17 protein-coding genes are annotated in these 18550 nt (G+C 72.9%); 6 read left to right on the top strand and 11 right to left on the bottom strand.

Going from position 1 to position 18550, the window contains the following annotated elements; all coding sequences use genetic code 11:
* Positions 1–149: 149 nt before the first annotated feature.
* Together heR and C569_RS0110825 are read right to left on the bottom strand one after the other, a co-directional pair.
* Positions 150–917, bottom strand: a complete 768-nt coding sequence (gene heR, locus C569_RS0110830; protein ID WP_018785802.1) for a heliorhodopsin HeR — start codon at positions 915–917, stop codon at positions 150–152.
* A gap of 71 nt (positions 918–988) precedes the next feature.
* Complete coding sequence (locus C569_RS0110825; RefSeq protein WP_026267983.1) at positions 989–1441, bottom strand: GbsR/MarR family transcriptional regulator; 453 nt, start codon at positions 1439–1441, stop codon at positions 989–991.
* A gap of 84 nt (positions 1442–1525) precedes the next feature.
* On the opposite strand from C569_RS0110825, the gene C569_RS0110820 reads away from it, so the two are divergent.
* The 5 genes from C569_RS0110820 (at position 1526) to bla (ending at position 7850) form a co-directional block, all read left to right on the top strand.
* Positions 1526–2440 (top strand): ABC transporter ATP-binding protein, encoded by a 915-nt coding sequence (locus C569_RS0110820; protein ID WP_018785800.1) that lies wholly within the window; start codon positions 1526–1528, stop codon positions 2438–2440.
* On the top strand, positions 2433–3221 hold the full coding sequence (locus tag C569_RS0110815) for an ABC transporter permease subunit (RefSeq protein ID WP_018785799.1): 789 nt from the start codon (positions 2433–2435) through the stop codon (positions 3219–3221). Before C569_RS0110820 ends, C569_RS0110815 begins: the two co-directional genes overlap by 8 nt.
* A gap of 229 nt (positions 3222–3450) precedes the next feature.
* Positions 3451–5283 (top strand): long-chain fatty acid--CoA ligase, encoded by a 1833-nt coding sequence (locus C569_RS0110810; RefSeq protein ID WP_018785798.1) that lies wholly within the window; start codon positions 3451–3453, stop codon positions 5281–5283.
* Positions 5284–5330: 47 nt separating this feature from the next.
* A complete protein-coding gene (locus C569_RS0110805; RefSeq protein WP_051090476.1) occupies positions 5331–6704 on the top strand; it encodes an acyltransferase in 1374 nt (457 codons plus the stop codon).
* Between the two features lie 240 nt (positions 6705–6944).
* On the top strand, positions 6945–7850 hold the full coding sequence (bla, locus tag C569_RS0110800; RefSeq protein ID WP_026267982.1) for a class A beta-lactamase: 906 nt from the start codon (positions 6945–6947) through the stop codon (positions 7848–7850).
* A gap of 94 nt (positions 7851–7944) precedes the next feature.
* Here the strand turns inward: bla and C569_RS0110795 are convergent, their stop codons facing one another.
* The 3 genes from C569_RS0110795 to C569_RS0110785 all read right to left on the bottom strand — a co-directional run bounded on the left by C569_RS0110795 (position 7945) and on the right by C569_RS0110785 (position 11344).
* Positions 7945–8865, bottom strand: coding sequence for a serine hydrolase (locus tag C569_RS0110795; RefSeq protein WP_018785795.1), 921 nt, complete (start codon positions 8863–8865; stop codon positions 7945–7947).
* Positions 8862–9794: a LysR family transcriptional regulator gene (locus tag C569_RS0110790; protein WP_026267981.1), complete on the bottom strand. Its 933-nt coding sequence runs from the start codon at positions 9792–9794 to the stop codon at positions 8862–8864. The genes C569_RS0110795 and C569_RS0110790 overlap by 4 nt, the downstream gene beginning before the upstream one ends.
* Positions 9795–9958: 164 nt before the next feature.
* The gene (locus C569_RS0110785) at positions 9959–11344 is read right to left on the bottom strand and encodes a glycoside hydrolase family 6 protein (RefSeq protein WP_018785793.1); all 1386 of its coding nucleotides are present in this window, start codon (positions 11342–11344) and stop codon (positions 9959–9961) included.
* A gap of 210 nt (positions 11345–11554) precedes the next feature.
* Here C569_RS0110785 and C569_RS0110780 point away from each other — a divergent pair, with 210 nt between their 5' ends.
* Positions 11555–12847 (top strand): GAF domain-containing protein, encoded by a 1293-nt coding sequence (locus C569_RS0110780; RefSeq protein ID WP_018785792.1) that lies wholly within the window; start codon positions 11555–11557, stop codon positions 12845–12847.
* 89 nt (positions 12848–12936) lie between these two features.
* On the opposite strand, the gene C569_RS0110775 is transcribed toward C569_RS0110780, so the two are convergent.
* The 6 genes from C569_RS0110775 to C569_RS0110750 form a co-directional block, all read right to left on the bottom strand.
* The gene (locus tag C569_RS0110775; protein WP_231394757.1) at positions 12937–13110 is read right to left on the bottom strand and encodes a hypothetical protein; all 174 of its coding nucleotides are present in this window, start codon (positions 13108–13110) and stop codon (positions 12937–12939) included.
* 206 nt (positions 13111–13316) lie between these two features.
* Entirely contained in the window at positions 13317–14027 is a 711-nt protein-coding gene (locus tag C569_RS0110770; RefSeq protein ID WP_018785790.1) for an ABC transporter ATP-binding protein, read from the bottom strand.
* Positions 14024–15022, bottom strand: coding sequence for an ABC transporter ATP-binding protein (locus tag C569_RS0110765; RefSeq protein ID WP_018785789.1), 999 nt, complete (start codon positions 15020–15022; stop codon positions 14024–14026). The genes C569_RS0110770 and C569_RS0110765 overlap by 4 nt, the downstream gene beginning before the upstream one ends.
* Positions 15019–15885 (bottom strand): ABC transporter permease, encoded by an 867-nt coding sequence (locus C569_RS0110760; protein ID WP_018785788.1) that lies wholly within the window; start codon positions 15883–15885, stop codon positions 15019–15021. Before C569_RS0110760 ends, C569_RS0110765 begins: the two co-directional genes overlap by 4 nt.
* Positions 15878–16897, bottom strand: a complete 1020-nt coding sequence (locus C569_RS0110755; RefSeq protein ID WP_231394756.1) for an ABC transporter permease — start codon at positions 16895–16897, stop codon at positions 15878–15880. Before C569_RS0110755 ends, C569_RS0110760 begins: the two co-directional genes overlap by 8 nt.
* On the bottom strand, positions 16879–18477 hold the full coding sequence (locus C569_RS0110750; RefSeq protein ID WP_026267979.1) for an ABC transporter substrate-binding protein: 1599 nt from the start codon (positions 18475–18477) through the stop codon (positions 16879–16881). Before C569_RS0110750 ends, C569_RS0110755 begins: the two co-directional genes overlap by 19 nt.
* Positions 18478–18550 lie beyond the last annotated feature (73 nt).

The raw sequence follows: 18550 nt of genomic DNA, 5'->3' as shown, positions 1-18550 counted from the left end.
CGGGCGGTGTACGTCACAGGCGTACCCGGGGAGCGCCAATCCCCGCCGGAGCAGGCCTGCGTCTTGCCGCGCCCGGCGCCCGGCGGCGAATCACGGCGTCGGGCCCGGCCAGCCGGCTGAGCAGCGAGACCTCGACCTGGCTCGGCCGGTCAGGTGCGCAGCACGTTGGCGTAGATCAGCCAGGCCAGAGCGGACTTGGCCGCGAAACTGAGCACGATGTACGAGACCTCGCCGTAGCGGTAGTCGCGCCACCGACCACGCTGGGCGTACTGCAGGGCCATGTTGACCGCGAAGCTCGCGAAGAGCAGGAACTGCACGATGATGATCGCCCACACGAAGCCGGGGATCTCCGGCGGCTGGGCGACGTAGACGCCGATCGCCAGCCAGGGGGCCAGGCCGACCAGCGTGCCGAACCAGAAGGCGCTCCAGTCGGCGCGCCCCGGCGTCTGCTGCCGCTCCATCAGCAGCCCGAACAGGATCATCGCGGTGTTCGCGGCGAAGATCCCGATGACCGCCGCGAGGTCGCGGATCCCGACGAACAGACCGATCAGCACGATCATGATCGAGGCGCTGACCGAGTACTCGATCCAGCGGGCGTAGTTGGCGCGGCGGTCGAGGTTGCGCTCGTACCAGCGGTGCACGCCCGGCGCGGCGGTGACGAAGTGGTCCAGTGCGGCGAGGAGCAGGAACACCGCCACCGCCGGTCCGACGGCGATCCGGAAGGCCACCTCCGGAAGCGTGGCGTCCCGCAACGTCACCGGGTCCGCCGTCAGGTACGACGCGGTGATCGGCAGGGACAGGTCGCTGCTGGCCGCCCACATCCAGACGCCCTCGGCAGCCAGCAACACTCCGACGAGCACGTTGAACCCGCGCAACCGCCGGTAACGGTCACTGTCCGCCGCCGCGTGGTGCCCCATGCGCGCCACCCTAGGTAACCGATGGAGCCGTCCGCCGGATTTTGGGCACATCCCCGGCGCGCAGTGGAGGCTTACTGATCGCCCTTGTCGTCCCGCCACCTGTCGATGAGCGCCGGTAGTTCGCGCCAGAGGTAGTCGTAGAAGTCGCGCATCTCGGCGAGGCGGGCTCCGGCGAGGCTGCCCGCGCCGGCGACGGTGATGCCTTCTTCGGCGGCTTCCCGCAGGCTTCCGATCATCGCGTTCTGGCCTGACATGAGGGTGGCCCAGGCACCCTCGCGGAGCCGGAAGTGCTCGCGGCGGCTGCCCGGAGCGGGTACCCGCTCGATCAACCCGACGGTCGCGAGGGACTTGATGGCGGTGGACACGCTGCCGGAACTGATGGCCAGGGTGTCCGCGATCTCGCCGGCGGTCATCGTCTCCTGGTCGGTGAACAACAACGCCGCCAGGACACGCGCCGTCATCCGTTGCAGTCCGCCCTCGGCGAGGGTCAGTGCCAGCTTCTCCGCCGGGCCACTCAAAGCCATCCGCGCCCTCCCGTGCTCCATCATCCGGAAGCCTAACATCTTGCAGTCTTCAGAAATCTTTGAAAGCTCGATACTCTGCAAGACATGCCTGACGTCATCAAGCTGGAGAGACTGACCAAGGCCTACGGCCGCCGCCGAGGTCTGCGAGACCTGGACCTGTCAGTCGCCGAGGGAGAAGTGTTCGGCTACCTGGGCCCGAACGGGGCCGGCAAGTCGACCACCATCCGCGTGCTGCTGGACCTGATCCGGCCGACCAGCGGACGCGCGCTGGTGTTCGGGCACGACCCCCGCCGCGACGCGGTGGCGCTGCACCGGCGCATCGGATACCTCGCCGGTGAGTTCGTGGTCGACCCCCGGCAGCGCGTCGGTGCGTGCCTGACGTTCCTGGCCGAACTGCGCGGAGGCGTACCGAAGGCACGCATCGGCGAGCTGGCCGGACGGTTGGATCTGGATCTGACCGCACGGATCAAGACCCTGTCCAAGGGCAACCGGCAGAAGATCGGCCTGGTCCAGGCATTCATGCACCGCCCCGAGCTGCTGATCCTCGACGAGCCGACGTCCGGCCTGGACCCCCTGGTGCAGCAGACCTTCCTCGACCTGGTCCGCGAAGCCAGAGCCGACGGGCAGACCGTGTTCATGTCCTCGCACATCATGAGCGAGGTCGAGGCGGTCGCCGACCGGGTCGGCATCATCCGCGACGGCCGGCTCGTCGCACTCGACACGGTGGCTCGACTCCGCGACCGCAGCGTGCACGAATTCCAGGTCACGTTCGCCGAGCCGGTCGACGAAACCGCACTCGCCGCCCTGCCAGAAGTGACCGGCCTGACCATCGACGGCCCGACCGCGAGGTTCCGCCTCGCCGGAAGCCCCGACCGGCTCATCCGCGTACTCGCCCAGCAGCGGGTCGCGAGCCTCCGCGCGACCGAACCCGACCTGGAACAGCTGTTCCTCACCTACTACCAGGCCGACTCGGCGAGCAAGGAGACCACGCATGCCTGACCTGCTGACCAAGACGCTGTGGGACGGCCGGCGCGCCCTGGCCGCCTTCACCGCCGGCACTGCCCTGCTCGCCGCGATGTATGCCGGTTTCTACCCTCAGGTCGCCGAGGGCGCGATGGGGCAGACCGTCGAAGGCTTCTCCCCCGCACTACGACAGGCGCTACGGATGGAGGATCTGGCCTCCGCCGCCGGCTACCTGGGCTCCAGCGTGTTCGGCATCATCGTCCCTCTCGTCGCCGTCATCTTCGGCATCGCCACCGGCACCCGCGCCATCGCGGGCGACGAGGAAGCCGGCTACCTCGACCTGCTCCTCGCCCACCCGGTCAGCCGGACCCGACTGCTACTGCACCGCTTCGCCGCACTCACCACCGGCGCCATCCTGATCGCGGCGGTGGTCCTGCTGGCCATGCTCGCCGTCCGGCCCGGCGCACGACTCGACAGCATCACCGTCGGCCACTTCACCGCCCAGTGTCTCGCCCTGGCCCTGCTGATCATCGTCTTCGGGACGATCGCCATCACGATCGGTGCGGCCACCGGGAGCCGACCCACTGCCCTGGCCACCACCGCGGGCATCGCCGTCCTCACCTACGCCGCCAGCACCCTCGCCGGCCAGATCGGCGCCGACATCCTCCGCTACGCCTCCCCCTTCCACTACTACATCGGCGGAGAACCCCTGCGTAACGGCTTCCAATGGGCCGACCTGAGCATCCTGACCGCCACCACCGCGATCCTGCTGACCGTCGCGGTAGCGGCATTCAACCGCCGCGACCTGACCAGCTGAGCTCGAACGGCCCATGCGCGCCGTCGCGACGATCACCCTGGGCATCGTCGTCCACGACGAGCCGCGGGTACGGCCGCTGCCGGCAGCTCACCCGTCCGACGGTTCGTCATCGGGGACACCGGATGGTGACCCCGTCTGGTCGAACCGCCTCGCCGCCGCACCTGATCACGACATGATGGCCGCATGGGCCGAAGCACCTCGCCGGCTCGTGGCAGGACGGGGGTGCCGCATGCAGGACGTCGCGGTGGAGCCGGTGCTCGCCGGTGAGCGGGTGCCAGGGCTGGCCGAGGTGGTGTGGGACAACGCGCGGCAGGATCCCGAGGCGGTGCAGTTCGTACGCCCTGATCCGGATCCGCGGTCCTGGCCGGTCTCCCGGGGCCGCCGGGCTGGAACGGCCCTGGTGAGCTGCGTCGCCTTCCGCGACGACGTGCACGCGCTCGCCCGCGGCTTCATCGCCGCCGGGGTGCAGCACGGCGACCGGGTCGCGCTGATCAGCCGTACCCGCTACGAATGGACGCTTGTCGACTACGCGCTGTGGGCGATCGGGGCGGTGACGGTGCCGATCTACGACACCGCCAGCACGGACCAGATCGAGTGGATCCTCACCGACTCCGGTGCGGTCGGCTGCGTGGTGGAGACCGCCGGGCACGCCGCCACCGTCACCGGCCTGCGCGAGCGAGCACCGGCGCTGCGGCGGACCTGGCAGATCGACGCCGGTGGACTGATCGACGTGGCGGCACAGGGGCGAACGGTCCCTGACTCCGACGCCGAGACCCGGCGTGGGCGGGTGAGCGGGGCGGACGTGGCCACGATCGTGTACACCAGCGGCACGACCGGACGGCCGAAGGGCTGCGTGCTGACCCACCGCAACATCTTCTGCGACGTGACCGCCGCCGTGTCGGTGCTGCCCCGGCTGCTGCACGCGGGGGCGTCCACGGTGCTGTTCCTGCCACTGGCCCACGCCTTCGCCCGGCTGATCCAGGTCGGGGCGGTGCAGACCCGGGCCACGCTGGTGCACAGCGCCGACATCGCCGGAGTGCTCGAACAACTGCGCCGGCACCGGCCGACGTTCATCCTCGCGGTGCCGCGGGTGTTCGAGAAGATGTACCACCGGGCCCGACAGAAGGCCGAGGACGCCCACCGGGGTTGGCTTTTCACAGCCGCCGAGCAGGTGGCCGTGCGCTACAGCCGCGCCCTCGACCGCACCGGCGGCCCAGGCATCCTGCTGCGGGCTGCCCACGCCCTGCTCGACCTGCTGGCGTACCGCAAGCTGCGTGCCGCCCTCGGCGGGCGGTGCCGGATGGCCATCGTCGGCGGCGCGCCGCTCGGTGCCCGTCTCGGGCACTTCTTCCGCGGCGCAGGCGTCACGGTTCTGGAAGGCTACGGCCTGACCGAGACCTCCCCGGCGCTGACGGCGAACCGGCCCGACGCGCAACGCATCGGCACCGTCGGACGGCCCCTGCCCGGCGTGCGGATCCGCGTCGCCGACGACGGGGAGATCCAGGCGCACGGGGAGGTCGTGTTCGCCGGCTACTGGAACAACGCCGACGCCACCCGCGCCACCTTCACCGACGGCGGCTGGCTGCGCACCGGCGACCTCGGCAGCCTGGACCCCGACGGCTTCGTCCGGATCACCGGCCGGAAGAAGGAGGTCATCGTGACGGCGGCCGGGAAGAACGTCGCCCCCGCCCCGATCGAGGACGCCGTGCGCGCGCATCCGCTGGTCAGCCAGTGCATGCTCGTCGGCGACGGACGCCCCTACGTGGCCGCGCTGGTCACCATCGACCCGCCGGCCTGGCAGCGGTGGCGCGCCAGGGCGGGGCGGGCGGACGCGTCCCTCGCCGACCTGCGCGACGACCCGCGACTGCGCGCCGAGATCCAGCAGGCGATGGACCGCGCCAACCGCACCGTGTCCAAGGCCGAACAGATCAAGACCTTCCGCATCCTGCCCCGCGACCTCACCGAGGCCGACGGCGAACTCACCCCCACCCTGAAGGTCAGACGCGACGTGGTGGCTGACCGCTACGCCAGCGACATCGACGCCCTCTACCGCGGTCACTGACCGCGGCGGAGGAACCTGATGGATCGCCGGCGCCACAGTTGAAACCCCTGGCCGGATTACGGCGGCTGGCCGATCGGACGCCGCCGCGGCGCGAACGCTTCGTCGACCTGCTGCGCGCTATCGCGATCACCGCCGTGGTGCTCGGGCATTGGCTGGTAACCGTCGTCGGGTACCAGGACGGACAGCTGACCGGCCGGTCGGCGCTGCCGGACCTGCGCTGGGCGTATCCGCTCACCTGGCTCGTGCAGGTCATGCCGGTGTTCTTCCTCGTCGGGGGCTACGCCAACGCCGCCTCGCTCACCTCCGCCCGCCGCAAGGGCCGGCGCGCAGGGGACTGGCTGGTGCACCGCGCAGCCCGGCTGGTGCGCCCCACCACCGCCCTCGTCGTCGTCCTCGCCGCCGGCGCCGGGATCGCCCGGCTGCTCGACACCGACGGGTCGCGCACCCGGCTGGTGGTGTGGTTCGCCGCGATCCCCCTGTGGTTCCTGGCGGTCTATCTCATCGTCGTCGCCCTCACCCCCGTGATGTGGGTCCTGCACCGGCGGTACGGCATCGCCGTACCCGCCGTCCTGCTCGTCCTGGTCGCCGCCGGCGACCTCGCCCGCCTTCACGGCGACGAGGCCTGGGGCAACGGCAGCTTCCTGTTCGGTTGGCTGGCCATCCACCAGATCGGCTTCTTCTGGCGTGACGACCGCCTACCCACCCGCCGCCGGGTCCAGTGGGCCGTGCTGGCCGGTGGCGCGACCGTTCTGCTGCTGCTCACCGTGCCCGGCCCGTACCCGATCAGCATGATCAACGTGCCGGGTGAGCGGCTGCACAACATGTCCCCGCCCAGTCTCGCGCTGATCGCCCTGTTCACCTGCCAGCTCGCCGTCGCGCTCCTGGTCCGCCGCCGGGCCGAACGGTGGCTGCGCCGCACCCGCCCGTGGATGGCGGTCATCGCCGTCAACGCCGTCGTCCTCACCGTCTTCCTGTGGCACATCACCGCCGCGATCCTGCTCACCGCCGTCCTGCACACCCTCGGCGTCCTGCCCGCCCCGGCCGCCGGAAGCGCCGCGTGGTTCGCCTGGCGGCTGCCCTGGCTGGCCATGCTCACCGCCGTCCTGGCCGCCCTCGTCGCCGTCTTCGGCGCCGTCGAGACACGCGGCACCCGAACGCCACGCCACCGCCCCCGCCTGCTCCCCACCCCCGCGGCCGACCTGCTGGCCCGGCCGGCACCCCGCCTGGTCCTCGCGGTCACCGGGCTCGCCGCCGTGGCCTTCGGGCTGCTCGACAACAGCCTGCTGCCCCGCACCCGGCCCGCCCCGCTCGGGTTCCCCACCGTCGCCCTGGCCGCCTACCTCGCCGGCGCGCTCCTGCTCCGCGTGCTGCGCTCCGTGCCCGCGCCGTCGCCGGACGCTCGCCACCCCTCGGCAGGGTGACGGTGGGCGACGCCGCTCGTGGCTGTTCCAGCCACGGCTCGTCCCGCCTCGGTCCGGGTCCGCCGTCCGGACCCCTCCCCGCCCATATGGACGCCGCCTCGACGGCCCGCGGGATCGATGTCCGATCGGCATCAACCCCGCGACTTCTGTCTTCGACCGCATACCGGATCGCTGGCAGGGTCGAGTCCTGTCCCGGCCGGCACCGTCCAGTGCCCGGTCACGCAGAGACGAGGAGTGACGATGGCTTTTCCGACACGCCGCCTGGTGGCCGTGGCGGCAGTGGTGTCGGTGGCCGCCTGCGGTCCCGCCGGTGCCGCCGACCAGCCGACGCGGGACGGCTCGGCTGCGGCCGCCACGTCGTCCGCACCCGACCGGGGGCAGGCGTTCCGGCTACTGGAGGAGAAGTTCGACGCGCGGCTGGGGGTCTACGCGATCGACACCGGCACCGGCCGCACCGTCGCGTACCGGCCCGACGAGCGGTTCGCGTACGCCTCGACCTACAAGGCGCTGGCCGCCGCCGAGATCCTGGACGAGACCACCGACGCCGAACTGGACCGGGTGGTGCGCTACTCGGCGGACGATCTGGTGACCTACTCGCCGATCACGGAGCAGCACGTCGCCACGGGCATGACGCTGCGCGCCATCACGGACGCCGCCGTCCGGTACAGCGACAACACCGCCGCCAATCTGATGTTGCGTCACCTCGGCGGACCGCAGCGGTTCGAGAGGGAGCTACGCGGGATCGGCGACAAGGTCACCGATCCGGAGCGCTACGAGACCGAGCTCAACGAGGCCAGGCCGGGTGACCGGCGGGACACCAGCACCCCGCGGGCGCTGGCCGGATCCTTGCGGGCGTACACCGTGGGTGACGCCCTCGAACCCCCGGACCGCGCCACCCTCAACGACTGGCTGCGGCGGAACACCACAGGCGGCGCGCTGATCCGCGCCGGTGTTCCCGACGGCTGGGTCGTCGGGGACAAGACCGGGTCCGGCGGGTACGGAACCCGTAACGACATCGCGGTGATCTGGCCGCCGGACCGCGCGCCGATCGTCCTCGCGGTGCTGTCCAGCCGCGACGAGAAGGACGCCGACTACGACGACGCGCTCATCGCCGAGGCGACCCGGGTGGTGACGGCCGGCTGGTGACCGGGGCTCGGTAACCACTCGCCCCGCTCCCTGTGCGTCGAGGTGACCTGGACGTCGCCGGCAGGACCGGCAGAGAACTCGGTCTCGACGGCGGTCAACCCCACCAGGGCAGGGTGCCGGTCCGCAGGTAGTCGTGCAGGCTCCGGGCGACCTGCCCCATCGTCGCCTCGCTGCCGGGCTGGGTGGCGGCGGGCACCCGGGAGGCGGTCAGCGCGGCGACGGCGTACGACTGCCCGTCGGCATGCTCCACCACGCCCACCTCGTGGCGCAGGTGCAGCAGGGTGCCGGTCTTGGACGACCAGCGGGAGGCGTCGGAGGAAAAGTCGGGGGCGAGCCGCTGCCGGTGCAGGTTGTCGCCCATCAGGGCGCGTACCCGCTCGGCGGTGCTCGACAGGATCGTCGACGGCCGCCAGAGCGCGTGCATCAGGTCGGCGAAAGCCTGGGCCGATCCGGCGTTGGCGCGGGTGACGTCGAGTTGGGCGACGGGGTGCCCCTGTCCGGGGGTCGCCGCGCCGATGGCGAGGGAATGGGCCAGGTGCACGTCGGCGGGGCCGAGACGTTCCGCCGGTGTGTCGGCGAGGACGCCGGCCCGGTGCCGGACGGCGATGCCGTCGAGGCGTAGTCGCCGCAGTTCGGCGGCGACCGTGGCCGGCGGGACGAGGTCGAACAGAGCGTCGGCGGCGACCGAGTCACTGATGCAGGTGCTCAGGTAGAGCAGGTCGTCCACGGCGATCCGTGCCGGGTGACGGAAGCGGCTCAGCCCGGTCGGGCCGGGTGTGGCGATCCGGCCGGGCTCGACATCGACAGGTATCGCCGGATCGAGTTTCCCGCGCCCGACCCGTTCCAGCACGGCGACCGCCAGCGGCACCTTCACCAGCGACGCCGCCGGGTACGGGGTCTCCGTGTCGAACCCGATCTCCGCGCCGGTGTCGAGGTTGCGGACGAGGAAGGCACCGTGCAGTCCGGCCTCTTCGAGCAGGTCCTGGGCGTGGCGTACCACGGCGGCGGCGCTCACGTCGGATCTCCGGTGGCGGGGTTGCCGGGCGGGGAGGCATCGGTCGCCTCCGAGTGGCCGTCGGAGGCGCCCAGGCATCGTGCGATGTCCGCGTACAGGATCGTCCTGAGCTGATCGAGGTCCTCGCGCACGCCGGCAACCACGTCGTAGCCTCGCTGGAGGCGTGGGCCGGCGACGGGCCGCCAGTGCAGGTCGTACTCCTCGGCCTGTTGCCGGGAGCAGAGCAGCAGGTCGGGGGAGCCGAGAGCCGCCGCCGCGGCGTCGACCACCGACGACGCGACAGTCACCTGGGCCGGTGCCAGCCCGGCCGCCTGGCCGGCACGGGTCAGTGGGTCCCGCAGGTGCGCGACGTCGTCCTCGGGCTGGATCAGGATCCGCCGCCGTGCCTGCGTGCGGGCCCGGCCGCCGCGCAACGTCTCCAGGAACACCGCCGGCGCCGGGAACGGGGTCCGGGCGGCCAGCCCGAGCGGCACCCGCCAGGCCGCCGACGCCGCCGGAACGGCCACGATTCCGCCCCCCACCTCCAGGGTCCGGCAGAGCCGGGCACGCTCCTGCGGGCCGGCCGGCCGTACCTCCAGGTGGACCTGCTGCCGCCGCGCCGCCACGACCAGGTCGGCGAGGCGGCGCGGTGGGCAGATCTCGGGTACGGCGACGCGCAGCGGACGTAACCGGGCCCGCTCGGCGTCGTCGACCATCGCATCGGTGAGATCGACCAGGCGGCGCGCCGACGGCAGCATGTCCTGCCCGAACGACGTCAACCGGACCGCGCGGGACGACCGGTCGAACAGCCGGGCCCCGAAGTATTCCTCCAGGGCGGCGATGCGGCGACTGGCGACGGACTGCGGGATGCCCGCGGCGGCGGCGCCGGAGGTGAAGCTGCCGTGACCGCTGACCGCGACGAAGGCCCGGCAGGCGGCGACCACATCCACCCACCGAACCTATACCGGGGGCGCACGGACGATCGACGCTCTCGTGAGCCGACCACCGCCGGCCGACGCCGGCGGGAGCTCTCTCCTTCGGGGCCCGGCGCGGAGAGCACCGGGGGCCCGGCGCGGAGGGCGATCCTCCGCGCCGGGCCCTAGGTCCGGTTCGGTCAGGCGGCGCAGGTGGCTGTCGCGCCCTGGCCGGTGCCGGTGCCCTGGAAACCGAAGTTGGTCGTCTGGCCGGCCCCGACCTGCCCGTTGTAGCCCACGTTCGTGAACCGGACGGTGCCCCTGGTGCCGCTGGCCTGGGCATTCCAGATGCCGGTGATCGCGGCGCCGCCGGGCAGCGCGACGGTCACGGTCCAGCCGTTGATGGCCGCGGAGCCGGCGGTGACGTTCACGCTCGCGGTGAAACCGCCGTTCCACTGGTTGATCGCGACCGCCGCCGAGCAGCCGTTGCCGGTCGGCGGCGGCGTGGTCGGGGGCGCCGTGGTGGGCGGCGCGGTCGTCGGCGGCGCCGTGGTCGGCGGCGCGGTCGTCGGCGGGTTGGTCGTCGGCGGCGCGGTGGTGGGCGGGTTGGGCGCGCCGCTGGCGAGACTGAAGGCCAGGTCCGGCTGGAACGATCCGGCCGTGTAGCGGCAGCCGTCCGCCTCACCCGGCGGCTTCACCCACAGGTACGCGTCGATGTTGGCGTCGCCGGTGTTCGTCGTCGGGAACTGCCCGATGCGCCGGTCGGTGTTGTCGTCGGCGCACCAGTCCCCCGCGGCTCCCCCGTTGCGGCTGGTGTCGATGACCTGGCGCTTGCCGGAGATGCCCATGCCGTTGAGCGCGGAGATGACCGCCCGGCCGAAGCTCGCCTCGCTGGAGGTGGGGTTGAAGTTCGACACGTTGGTGAAGAAACCGTCGGCGTACTGCACGCCGGCCGCCCGGAGCCGGTTGGCCGTGTCGTTGGCGCTGTTCCAGGTGGAGTGACCGCCGTCGAGGTAGACCTTGGCGTTCGGGTTCGCCGACTTGATGGTCTGCGTCGCCGTCGTGAGCGCCTGGTTGCGCGCGCTGAGCTCGCTGGGGCTCAGGCAGGTCTGGAGCGCGAGCGAGTCGGTCTCCAGGATGATCAGGACGGTCTGGTTGCCGAGTCCTCTGGCGAAGTTGGACACCCAGGTCTGGTACTGGTTGAGGTCCGGCGCCCCACCGGCACTGGCGCCGCCGCAGTCCCGGTTGGGGATCTCGTACACCGACAGCACCGGGATCTGCTGCGCCGCGTTGGCGGCGCCGACGAACCCGGAGACCTCGGACTGGATGGTCGACGGGTTGAAGTTGGCGTACCAGCGGGCCTGCGGCTGGCTGGCGATCTTGTCGCGGATGACGGCGGCGCGCGAGTCGCCGGGGTTGGCGGCGACCCAGCGGACGACCGCCGAACCCGGGTCGCGGTAGAGCGATCCGGACACGGTGCCGGCGGACGCGCCGCCGACGGCGAAGCAGACGCCGGCCGCGGCGAGGCCCGCGACGGCCGCCGTGCTGATGGCCGCTGATCTGCGACGGGACGAGAGGATAGCCACGTTGTGTTTCCTCCTGATCACATAGATGTATCTAAGTTCATGGGAGCGTTCCCACGACGGTAGCGGAGGCGGGCGTCGATGCCAAGATGTGAACGGCGTCAACCGGTACACCGCGCGGCGGGCGCGCGGCCCTCCCCGTAATCTGGCGATCGCCACCGGGCGAGGGCCCGCAGGCCGACCGGCGAAGCCGGCGTGGGAGGAGGACCAGGCATGACGGCACTACCAGGTCAGCGTCCGACCACGGCGATTTCGCCGGCCGCCGGACGGCCCGCGGACGAGGATCTGCGGACGCTGTTCGGGCAGTCCATCGCCGTCTTCGCGGCGCTCGCCGGGCCGACGCACGTGGTGGAGACGGCAAACCCCGCGTTCTTCGCCGCGATCGGTGAGGAACGCGCACGCACCGGGGTCCCGCTCGCCGAGTTGATGCCGGAACTCGACGGCCAGGGCTTCATCGCCCTGCTGGACGAGGTCTACCGCACGGGTGAGTCCTACACCGGCCACGACGCCCGGGTCGTGCTGGGCACCGGATCGCAGGCGCGCGAAACGTTCTTCGACTTCACCTACGAGGCGCGCCGCGACGCCGCCGGCACGGTGACCGGCATCCGCGTGATCGGGGTGGAGACCACCCAGGTCAAGCACGCCCAGCGGTTGATGGCCGAACACCGCGCCATGGTGGAGCAGATCGCCCGTCAGGCGCCCCTGACCGAGGTGCTCGAAGGGATGGCCCGCTGCATCGAGAATCTCGCCCCGCAGGAGGTGCTCGTCTCCGTCCTGCTCGCCGACGCCGACGGCCGGCACCTGCGCCACGGCGCCGCGCCGAGCCTGCCCGACTTCTACAACGAGGCCATCGACGGGATCGCCACCGGCGAGGGTGTCGGCTCGTGCGGCACCGCGGCGCACCGGCGGGAACCGGTCGTCGTCACCGACATCGCCACCGACCCGTTCTGGGCCGACTTCCGCGATCTGGCCGCGCGGGCCGGGCTGGCCGCCTGCTGGTCCACGCCGATCCTGGCCCGGGACGGCAGCCTGCTCGGCACGTTCGCCATGTACCACCGCACGCCGCGCGTCCCGCGGGACACCGACCTGGCCTTCGCCCGGGTCTTCACCGGCACCGCCGCGCTGGCCATCGAACGCCACCACATCGAGGAGGCCAAGGCCGCCGCGGACGCCCGCGCCCGAGCCGCCCACGACGAGCTGGCCCGGGTGGTGCGGGCGGAGCGGGAACTACGGGCCGAGGCGGAGCAGCGCGCCGCCGCCGCCGCGGAACTCACCGCCCGGCTGCGTGCCGCCGCCGCCGCGCAGGCCGCCTCCCCCCGCCCCGGGCAGTGTCAGCTCGGCGGCAGCGACGGCTGCGCCGCCACCGCCGAGATCAAGGTCGCCGACTCGTGGGGCGACTCGGCGTGGGGCTGCCCGGTCCATGTCGAGGAGGTCATCATCAACGTCCGCTCGGTCTTCATCGCCAGCGAGGAGCTGGGCGGCCTGGCCGCCTACCTCAACCGCTGACCGCCCGACCACACCCCCGGACGGGAGTGTCGCGGGCCGGTGCGCCGCCGGCGGACCTGCGCGGCCGGGTCCGGCGCCGGGGCGAAGGCCTAACGCCGGGCGGGCTCGCCGGCCGGCTCGCGAGCGGGGTGCGCCGCGGTGAACGGGCTCCGCAGGCGCGTCATGGATTCGGCGCTGATGTCCGCGATCGGACTGCGCTCGTCGTCGGTGGCCCCGGCCCCTTCCACACGGAAGGGGTTCGGGACGAACGTGTCGTCGGGCACGAGGTGCTCCAAGGGGTTCTGCACGGCGGCGCTCGACTCGGTCGTCGCGGCGGGGAGACCGTGGGAGAGGAAAGGGGCAGCGATCATTCGGTACCCCGCTTCGACAGCCTAGTACGGCAGCCGCCGTCAACCTGCGGTCGGATTCGGGGCCGTGGTCGCCGGAGCACTCGGCGCCGTCAGCCGCCCGGCCGAGAGGTGACGCGACGTCACGCCGCCGGCAGGTCCACCACCCGGGTGGCCCAGCGCTTCATCAGCGCCGGGTCGTGGGTGATGACCAGGACGCCGGCGCCCTGCCGGCGCTGGTAGTCGGTGACGACGGCGGCGACGTGCGCCTGGGTGGAGGCGTCGAGCATCGCGGTGGCCTCGTCGCAGAGCAGGTAGTCCGGCCGGTGGACCAGGGCGCGGGCGAGGCACGCGCGTTGCAGCTGCCCGTCGCTGACCGCGTGCGGGCGGCGGGTCAGCAGGTCGGGGGTCAGTCCGACCAGGTCGGCCAGCTCCGCCGTACGGGCGGCGGCCTGTTCACGCGGTGTGCCGGTGGCGCGCAGCGGCTCGGCGATGACGTCGGCGAGGCTGAGCCGCGGATCGGTGGCGGCGCGCGGGCTCTGGAACAGGATCGCGACGCGGGTGCGCAGTTGCGCCGGCAGGCGGTGGCGGACGCCGCCCAGCGGTTCCCCGTCGATCGTGACGTGACCGCTGTCCGGGGCGTGCAGCAGGGCGAGGACGCGGGCGAGCGTGGACTTGCCGCTGCCCGAGGGCCCGCGCAGTCCGACCGTCTCGCCGGGGGCGACGTGCAGGTCGACCCGGTCGAGGACGCGCTGCCCGCCGTACGCGACGCAGACCTGGTGCGCGGCGAGCCCGCCGGCCGGTGCGGCGCCCGGGGCAACGGCGTCGGCCGCGCCGGGAACCGTGGCCGTCATGCCGGTGCCTCCTCACGCAGCGGGTGGTGACAGGCGACCCGGCCGGTGCCGTCGGCGGCGAGGCGGGGCAGGGTGCCGCAGGCGTCGGTGGCGCGGGCGCAGCGCGGGGCGAAGGCACAGCCGCCGGGCAGGTCGGTGAGCCTGGGCGGGTGCCCGGGCACCGGAACGAAGGCACGGTCGGGCAGGGCGTCGAGCAGACCGGCGGTGTACGGGTGGGCCGGATCGTCGAACAGCGCCTCGGCCGGACGGTGTTCGACGATGCGGCTGGCGTACATCACGGCGACGGTGTCCGCGACGCGGCGCGCGGCGGCGAGGTCGTGGGTGATGAGCAGGACGGCGGCGCCGGTGTCGCAGCGGCGGCGCAGCAGGTCCAGCGTGTGGTCGACCAGCGGCCGGTCCAGGCCGGTGGTGGGTTCGTCGGCGAGCAGCACCGGCGGGTCTGGCGCGAGCGCGAGCGCGGTGGCGAGCCGCTGGGCCATGCCGCCGGACATCTCGTGCGGGTACCGGTCCAGGTCGGCCGGGTCGAAACCCACGTCGGCGGCGATCCGGACGGCGGCGGCGGGCGCGTCGCGACGGGTGTGCCCGTGGGCGCGCAGCGTCTCCTCCAGCAGCCTCCGCCCGGTCCGCACCGGGGTGAGTGCGGTGGCGGGGCTCTGCGGGACGAGGCCGACGCCCCGCCCGCGTACATGCCGGGCGAGGTGCCGCTCCCCCGCGCCGATCAGGTCGGCCTCCCGGCGTCCCGGCGCGTGCAGGCGGGCCCGTCCGGTGACCGTGGCGTTGCCCGGCAGCAGGCCGAGCAGGGCGTGCGCGAGGACGGACTTGCCGCACCCGGACTCACCGACCACCGCCAGCAGCTCGCCGGGCCGCAGTGTGAGGCTCAGATCGGTGACGGCGTGCACGACCGCGTCGCGCAGCCGGAAGCGGACGGTCAGCCCGTCGACGGCCAGCAGCGGCGAGGTGAGAGCGGTACCGGCGGGCAGCGCGGTGGTGGTCACAGTTGCAGCTCCGCTCGTACGCGCGGGTCGAGGCGGTCGCGCCAGCGGCCGGTGAGCACGGCGAGTGCCAGCGTGGCGGTCACGAGCAGGAGACCGGGGACGATGCTGGCCCACCAGGCACCGGTGAGCAGCGACCGCTGCCCGTCGTTGATCATGTTGCCGATCGAGGCGAGGTGCGGGGGCAGGCCGAGGCCGAGGAAGGACAGCGCCGTCTCGTGCCAGACGGCGTGCGGCACCATGAGCGTGGTCGCCAGCGCCAGTCGCGGCAGCACGTGCGGCAGCAGGTGCCGGGTGAGCACCCGGACGCGCCCGGCGCCGCCGGCGATCGCGGCGTCGACGAACGGCCGGTTGCGCAGGCTGAGCAGTTCCGAGCGGACGATCCGGGCGGTGGACAGCCAGTGCGTCAGCGCGATGGAGGCGATCACCGCGCCCAGGCCGGGGCGCAGCATCGCCACGACGAAGATGCCCAGCAGCAGGTGCGGCAGCGCCGCGACGGTGTCCACGACGCGCATGAGCGCCCGGTCGACCCAGCCGCCGACGCTGCCGGCGACGGCGCCGACCACGCCGCCGATGACCGCCGCGACGAGCGCGGCGACCGCGCCGACGAGCAACGAGACGCGCAGGCCGTAGAGGCTGCGCAACGCCACGTCGCGGCCGAGGTCGTCGGTGCCGGCCAGGTGCTCCGGCGAGGGCGCGAGCCGGGTACGGGAGAGGTCCACGGCGCTCTGGTCCAGCGGCCACAGGACCGGGGCCAGCAGCGCGGCGGCGACGACACCGCCGAGCACGACGACGGCGACCATCGTGCCGGCGCTGCCGGTACGGCGCAGGCGCCGGACGCGCGCGGGAAGGGCGAGATCAGTCATCGAGGCGTACCCGGGGGTCGGCGGCGGCGTAGGCGAGGTCGGTGAGCAGGTTCGCGGTCAGGACCACGACGGTGGTGGCCAGGGTCGTGGCCGCGAGCAGCGGGAAGTCGGCGCCCAGCGCGGCCTCGACGGTGACCGCGCCGAGGCCGGGCAGGGAGAACACGGTCTCCACCAGCACCGCGCCGCCGACGAGTTCGGGCAGGTGCGTGCCCACCAGCGTGAGGAACGGCAGCAGCGCGGTACGCAGGGCGTGCCCGAACAGGACGACCCGGCCCGGCAGCCCCCGGGCGCGGGCGGCCAGGACGTGGTCGTCGCGCAGACTCTCGGCGACCGCGTCGCGGACGAACAACACGAACCACGGCGCCTGGGAGATCGCCAGCACGGTCACCGGAAGCACCAGGTGCCGGGCCACGTCAAACGGGTCGGTACCGGTGGCGGTGATGTCGGTGAGCCCGCCGGCGGGCAGCCAGCCGAGGCTGAGGGCGAACACGGCGATGGCCGCGAGGCCGATCCAGAACACGGGCATGGACTGCACGGCGTACGCGACGGACCGCAGCGCCCGGTCGAACCAGCCTCCGCGCCGGTACGCGGCCAGCGTGCCCAGCAACACGCTCGCCACCAGCACCAGGGCCAGCGCGGTGCCGACGAGCAGCAGCGTCCAGCCGGCCCGCGCCGCGAGCACCGAGGTGACCGGCTCGTGCCGGCTCGTCGACCAGCCGAGGTCGCCGCGCAGCAGGTTGCCGATCCAGCGGGCGTACTGCACGGGCAGCGGGTCGTCGACGCCCCAGTTGGCACGGATCTGCGCGAGGTTCTCCTCGCTGGTGGTGAACGCCGCCGCGCCCGCGTACTGCTGGGCCGGGTCGATCGGGGAGGCGGCGCCGAGCGCGAACATGCCCATGCTGGTCGCGGCCAGCACCGGTACGGCCACCAGCAGCCGCCGCCGGACCACCGCGCCCGCCCCGGCCAGCCGCCGCCGGCCGGTCGCGGGCGCCGTCACGACTTCTTCGTCCACGTGTGCACGTTCCACCAGACGCTGTTGGCGACGTCGTGCTCGTGCGGCTCGACCCGCGGCGTCACACCGGTCACGGTGTCCTTCAGCACGTACGTGTGCTGGAGGTAGGTGAGGAACACCCACGGCATGTCGGCGGCGAGCTGCTGCTGGAACGTGGCGTACGCGGCCTTGCGGGCGGCCGGGTCGGCGCTGTCCCGGCCCTTCTGCAACGCGGCGTCGGTGACCGCGGACCGGTACGAGCCGGGGTTGAAGAAGCCCTGGCCGGCGAAGGCCGAGCTGAACAGCTTGTAGGAGACGAAATCCGGATCGTACGGCGTGCCGTAGCCCATGATCAGGGCGTCGTTCTTCATCCGCGGGGTGATCGCGTCCCAGGTCAGGCCCTCCGGCGTGACAGTGATGCCGGCCTTCTTCGCGTCCGCGGTGACGGCCAGGGCCAGTTCCTTGCGCAGGCTGTCGGTGGCCGGGTACATGAGCGTGAACGTGGCCGGCCGTCCGTCCTTGACCCGGATCCCGTCCGGGCCGGGCTGCCACCCGGCGGCGTCCAGCACGGCGGTCGCCGCGGCGGTGTCGGCGGCGGGCTCGCCGGCGACGGACGGATCGGCGTACGGCGACGTGGGCGGCACCGGCCCGAACGCGGGCTCCCCGGCACCGCCGAGCACGCCGGTCACCATGGCCTGCCGGTCCACGGCGGCGTTCAGCGCCGTGCGGATCGCGAGGTCACCGGTGACCGGGTTGCCCATCGGCAGCATGACGCCCCGGTAGTCGGCGGTCGGCACCTTGTGCACCCGGTAGCCGTTGCGGCTCTCGAACCCGGACGCGAGCTTCGGGGCCAGTTCCGCGGCGTCGAACTCGCCGGCGCGCATCCGCTGGGCCCGTACGTTGTCGTCGGCGACGAACGCCACCACCACGCCGGAGTTCGCCGGCTCGCCGCCCCAGTACTTCTCGTTCGCGGCGAGCACCAGCCGGTCACCCGGGGTCCAGGAGGTCACCCGGTACGGGCCGGTGCCGACCGGCTTACGGTTGAAGGCGGCCTTGTTGACGTCCTGCCCGGCGAACGCCTTCGCCGGAACGATCCCGAGTGCCAGCCGTTGCAGGAACGGCGCGTACGCGTACTTGAGGGTGAACACCACTGTCGCCGGGTCGGGCGCGGTGACGGAGGCGAGCATGTCCAGATCGGAGCGCAGCGTCGAGTCGACAGCCGGGTCCAGCACCGCCTGGTAGGTGAACACCACATCCGGCGCGGTGAGCGGGCTGCCGTCGTGGAACAGCACGCCCTCGCGCAGCCTGGCGGTGACCGTCTTCCCGTCCGCCGAGACGGTCGGCAGCTCACGGGCCAGGGCCGGCACCAGTTCGTTGCGGACGTCCCGGGCGACCAGCCCGTCGAAGATCAGCGAAGCGCCGTCGACGCCGTAGTTGAGCACCGGGTTGAGGGTGTCCGGCTCCCCGGCGGTGGCGACCACCAGCGTTGCGGCGTTGTCCGTGCCGCCGGTCGACGCGGTGGGCGATGAGCAGCCCGCGGCGGCGAGCAGGGCGGCGGCAAGCACCGCGGCAACGCGTACGGGCTTGATTCTGATCGCCACCGGCAACCCCTCGAACACTCGTCGGCGGGTGGCAGTAGGGCGGGCGCTCCGGCGAGGATCGATCATCGCGTGC

This window comes from Micromonospora sp. CNB394 (assembly GCF_000374985.1).
Classification (GTDB): Bacteria; Actinomycetota; Actinomycetes; order Mycobacteriales; family Micromonosporaceae; genus Micromonospora; species Micromonospora marina.
The sequence above is the reverse complement of the archived record's forward strand: the minus strand, read 5'-3'. Positions and strand labels throughout refer to the sequence as shown.

Excerpts from the sequence above, each read along its gene's own strand:
- heR (WP_018785802.1), bottom strand. The coding sequence starts at position 917 with ATGGGGCACCACGCGGCGGCGGACAGTGACCGTTACCGGCGGTTGCGC.
- C569_RS0110825 (WP_026267983.1), bottom strand. The coding sequence starts at position 1,441 with ATGGCTTTGAGTGGCCCGGCGGAGAAGCTGGCACTGACCCTCGCCGAG.
- C569_RS0110820 (WP_018785800.1), top strand. The coding sequence starts at position 1,526 with ATGCCTGACGTCATCAAGCTGGAGAGACTGACCAAGGCCTACGGCCGC.
- C569_RS0110815 (WP_018785799.1), top strand. The coding sequence starts at position 2,433 with ATGCCTGACCTGCTGACCAAGACGCTGTGGGACGGCCGGCGCGCCCTG.
- C569_RS0110810 (WP_018785798.1), top strand. The coding sequence starts at position 3,451 with ATGCAGGACGTCGCGGTGGAGCCGGTGCTCGCCGGTGAGCGGGTGCCA.
- bla (WP_026267982.1), top strand. The coding sequence starts at position 6,945 with ATGGCTTTTCCGACACGCCGCCTGGTGGCCGTGGCGGCAGTGGTGTCG.
- C569_RS0110780 (WP_018785792.1), top strand. The coding sequence starts at position 11,555 with ATGACGGCACTACCAGGTCAGCGTCCGACCACGGCGATTTCGCCGGCC.
- C569_RS0110770 (WP_018785790.1), bottom strand. The coding sequence starts at position 14,027 with ATGACGGCCACGGTTCCCGGCGCGGCCGACGCCGTTGCCCCGGGCGCC.
- C569_RS0110760 (WP_018785788.1), bottom strand. The coding sequence starts at position 15,885 with ATGACTGATCTCGCCCTTCCCGCGCGCGTCCGGCGCCTGCGCCGTACC.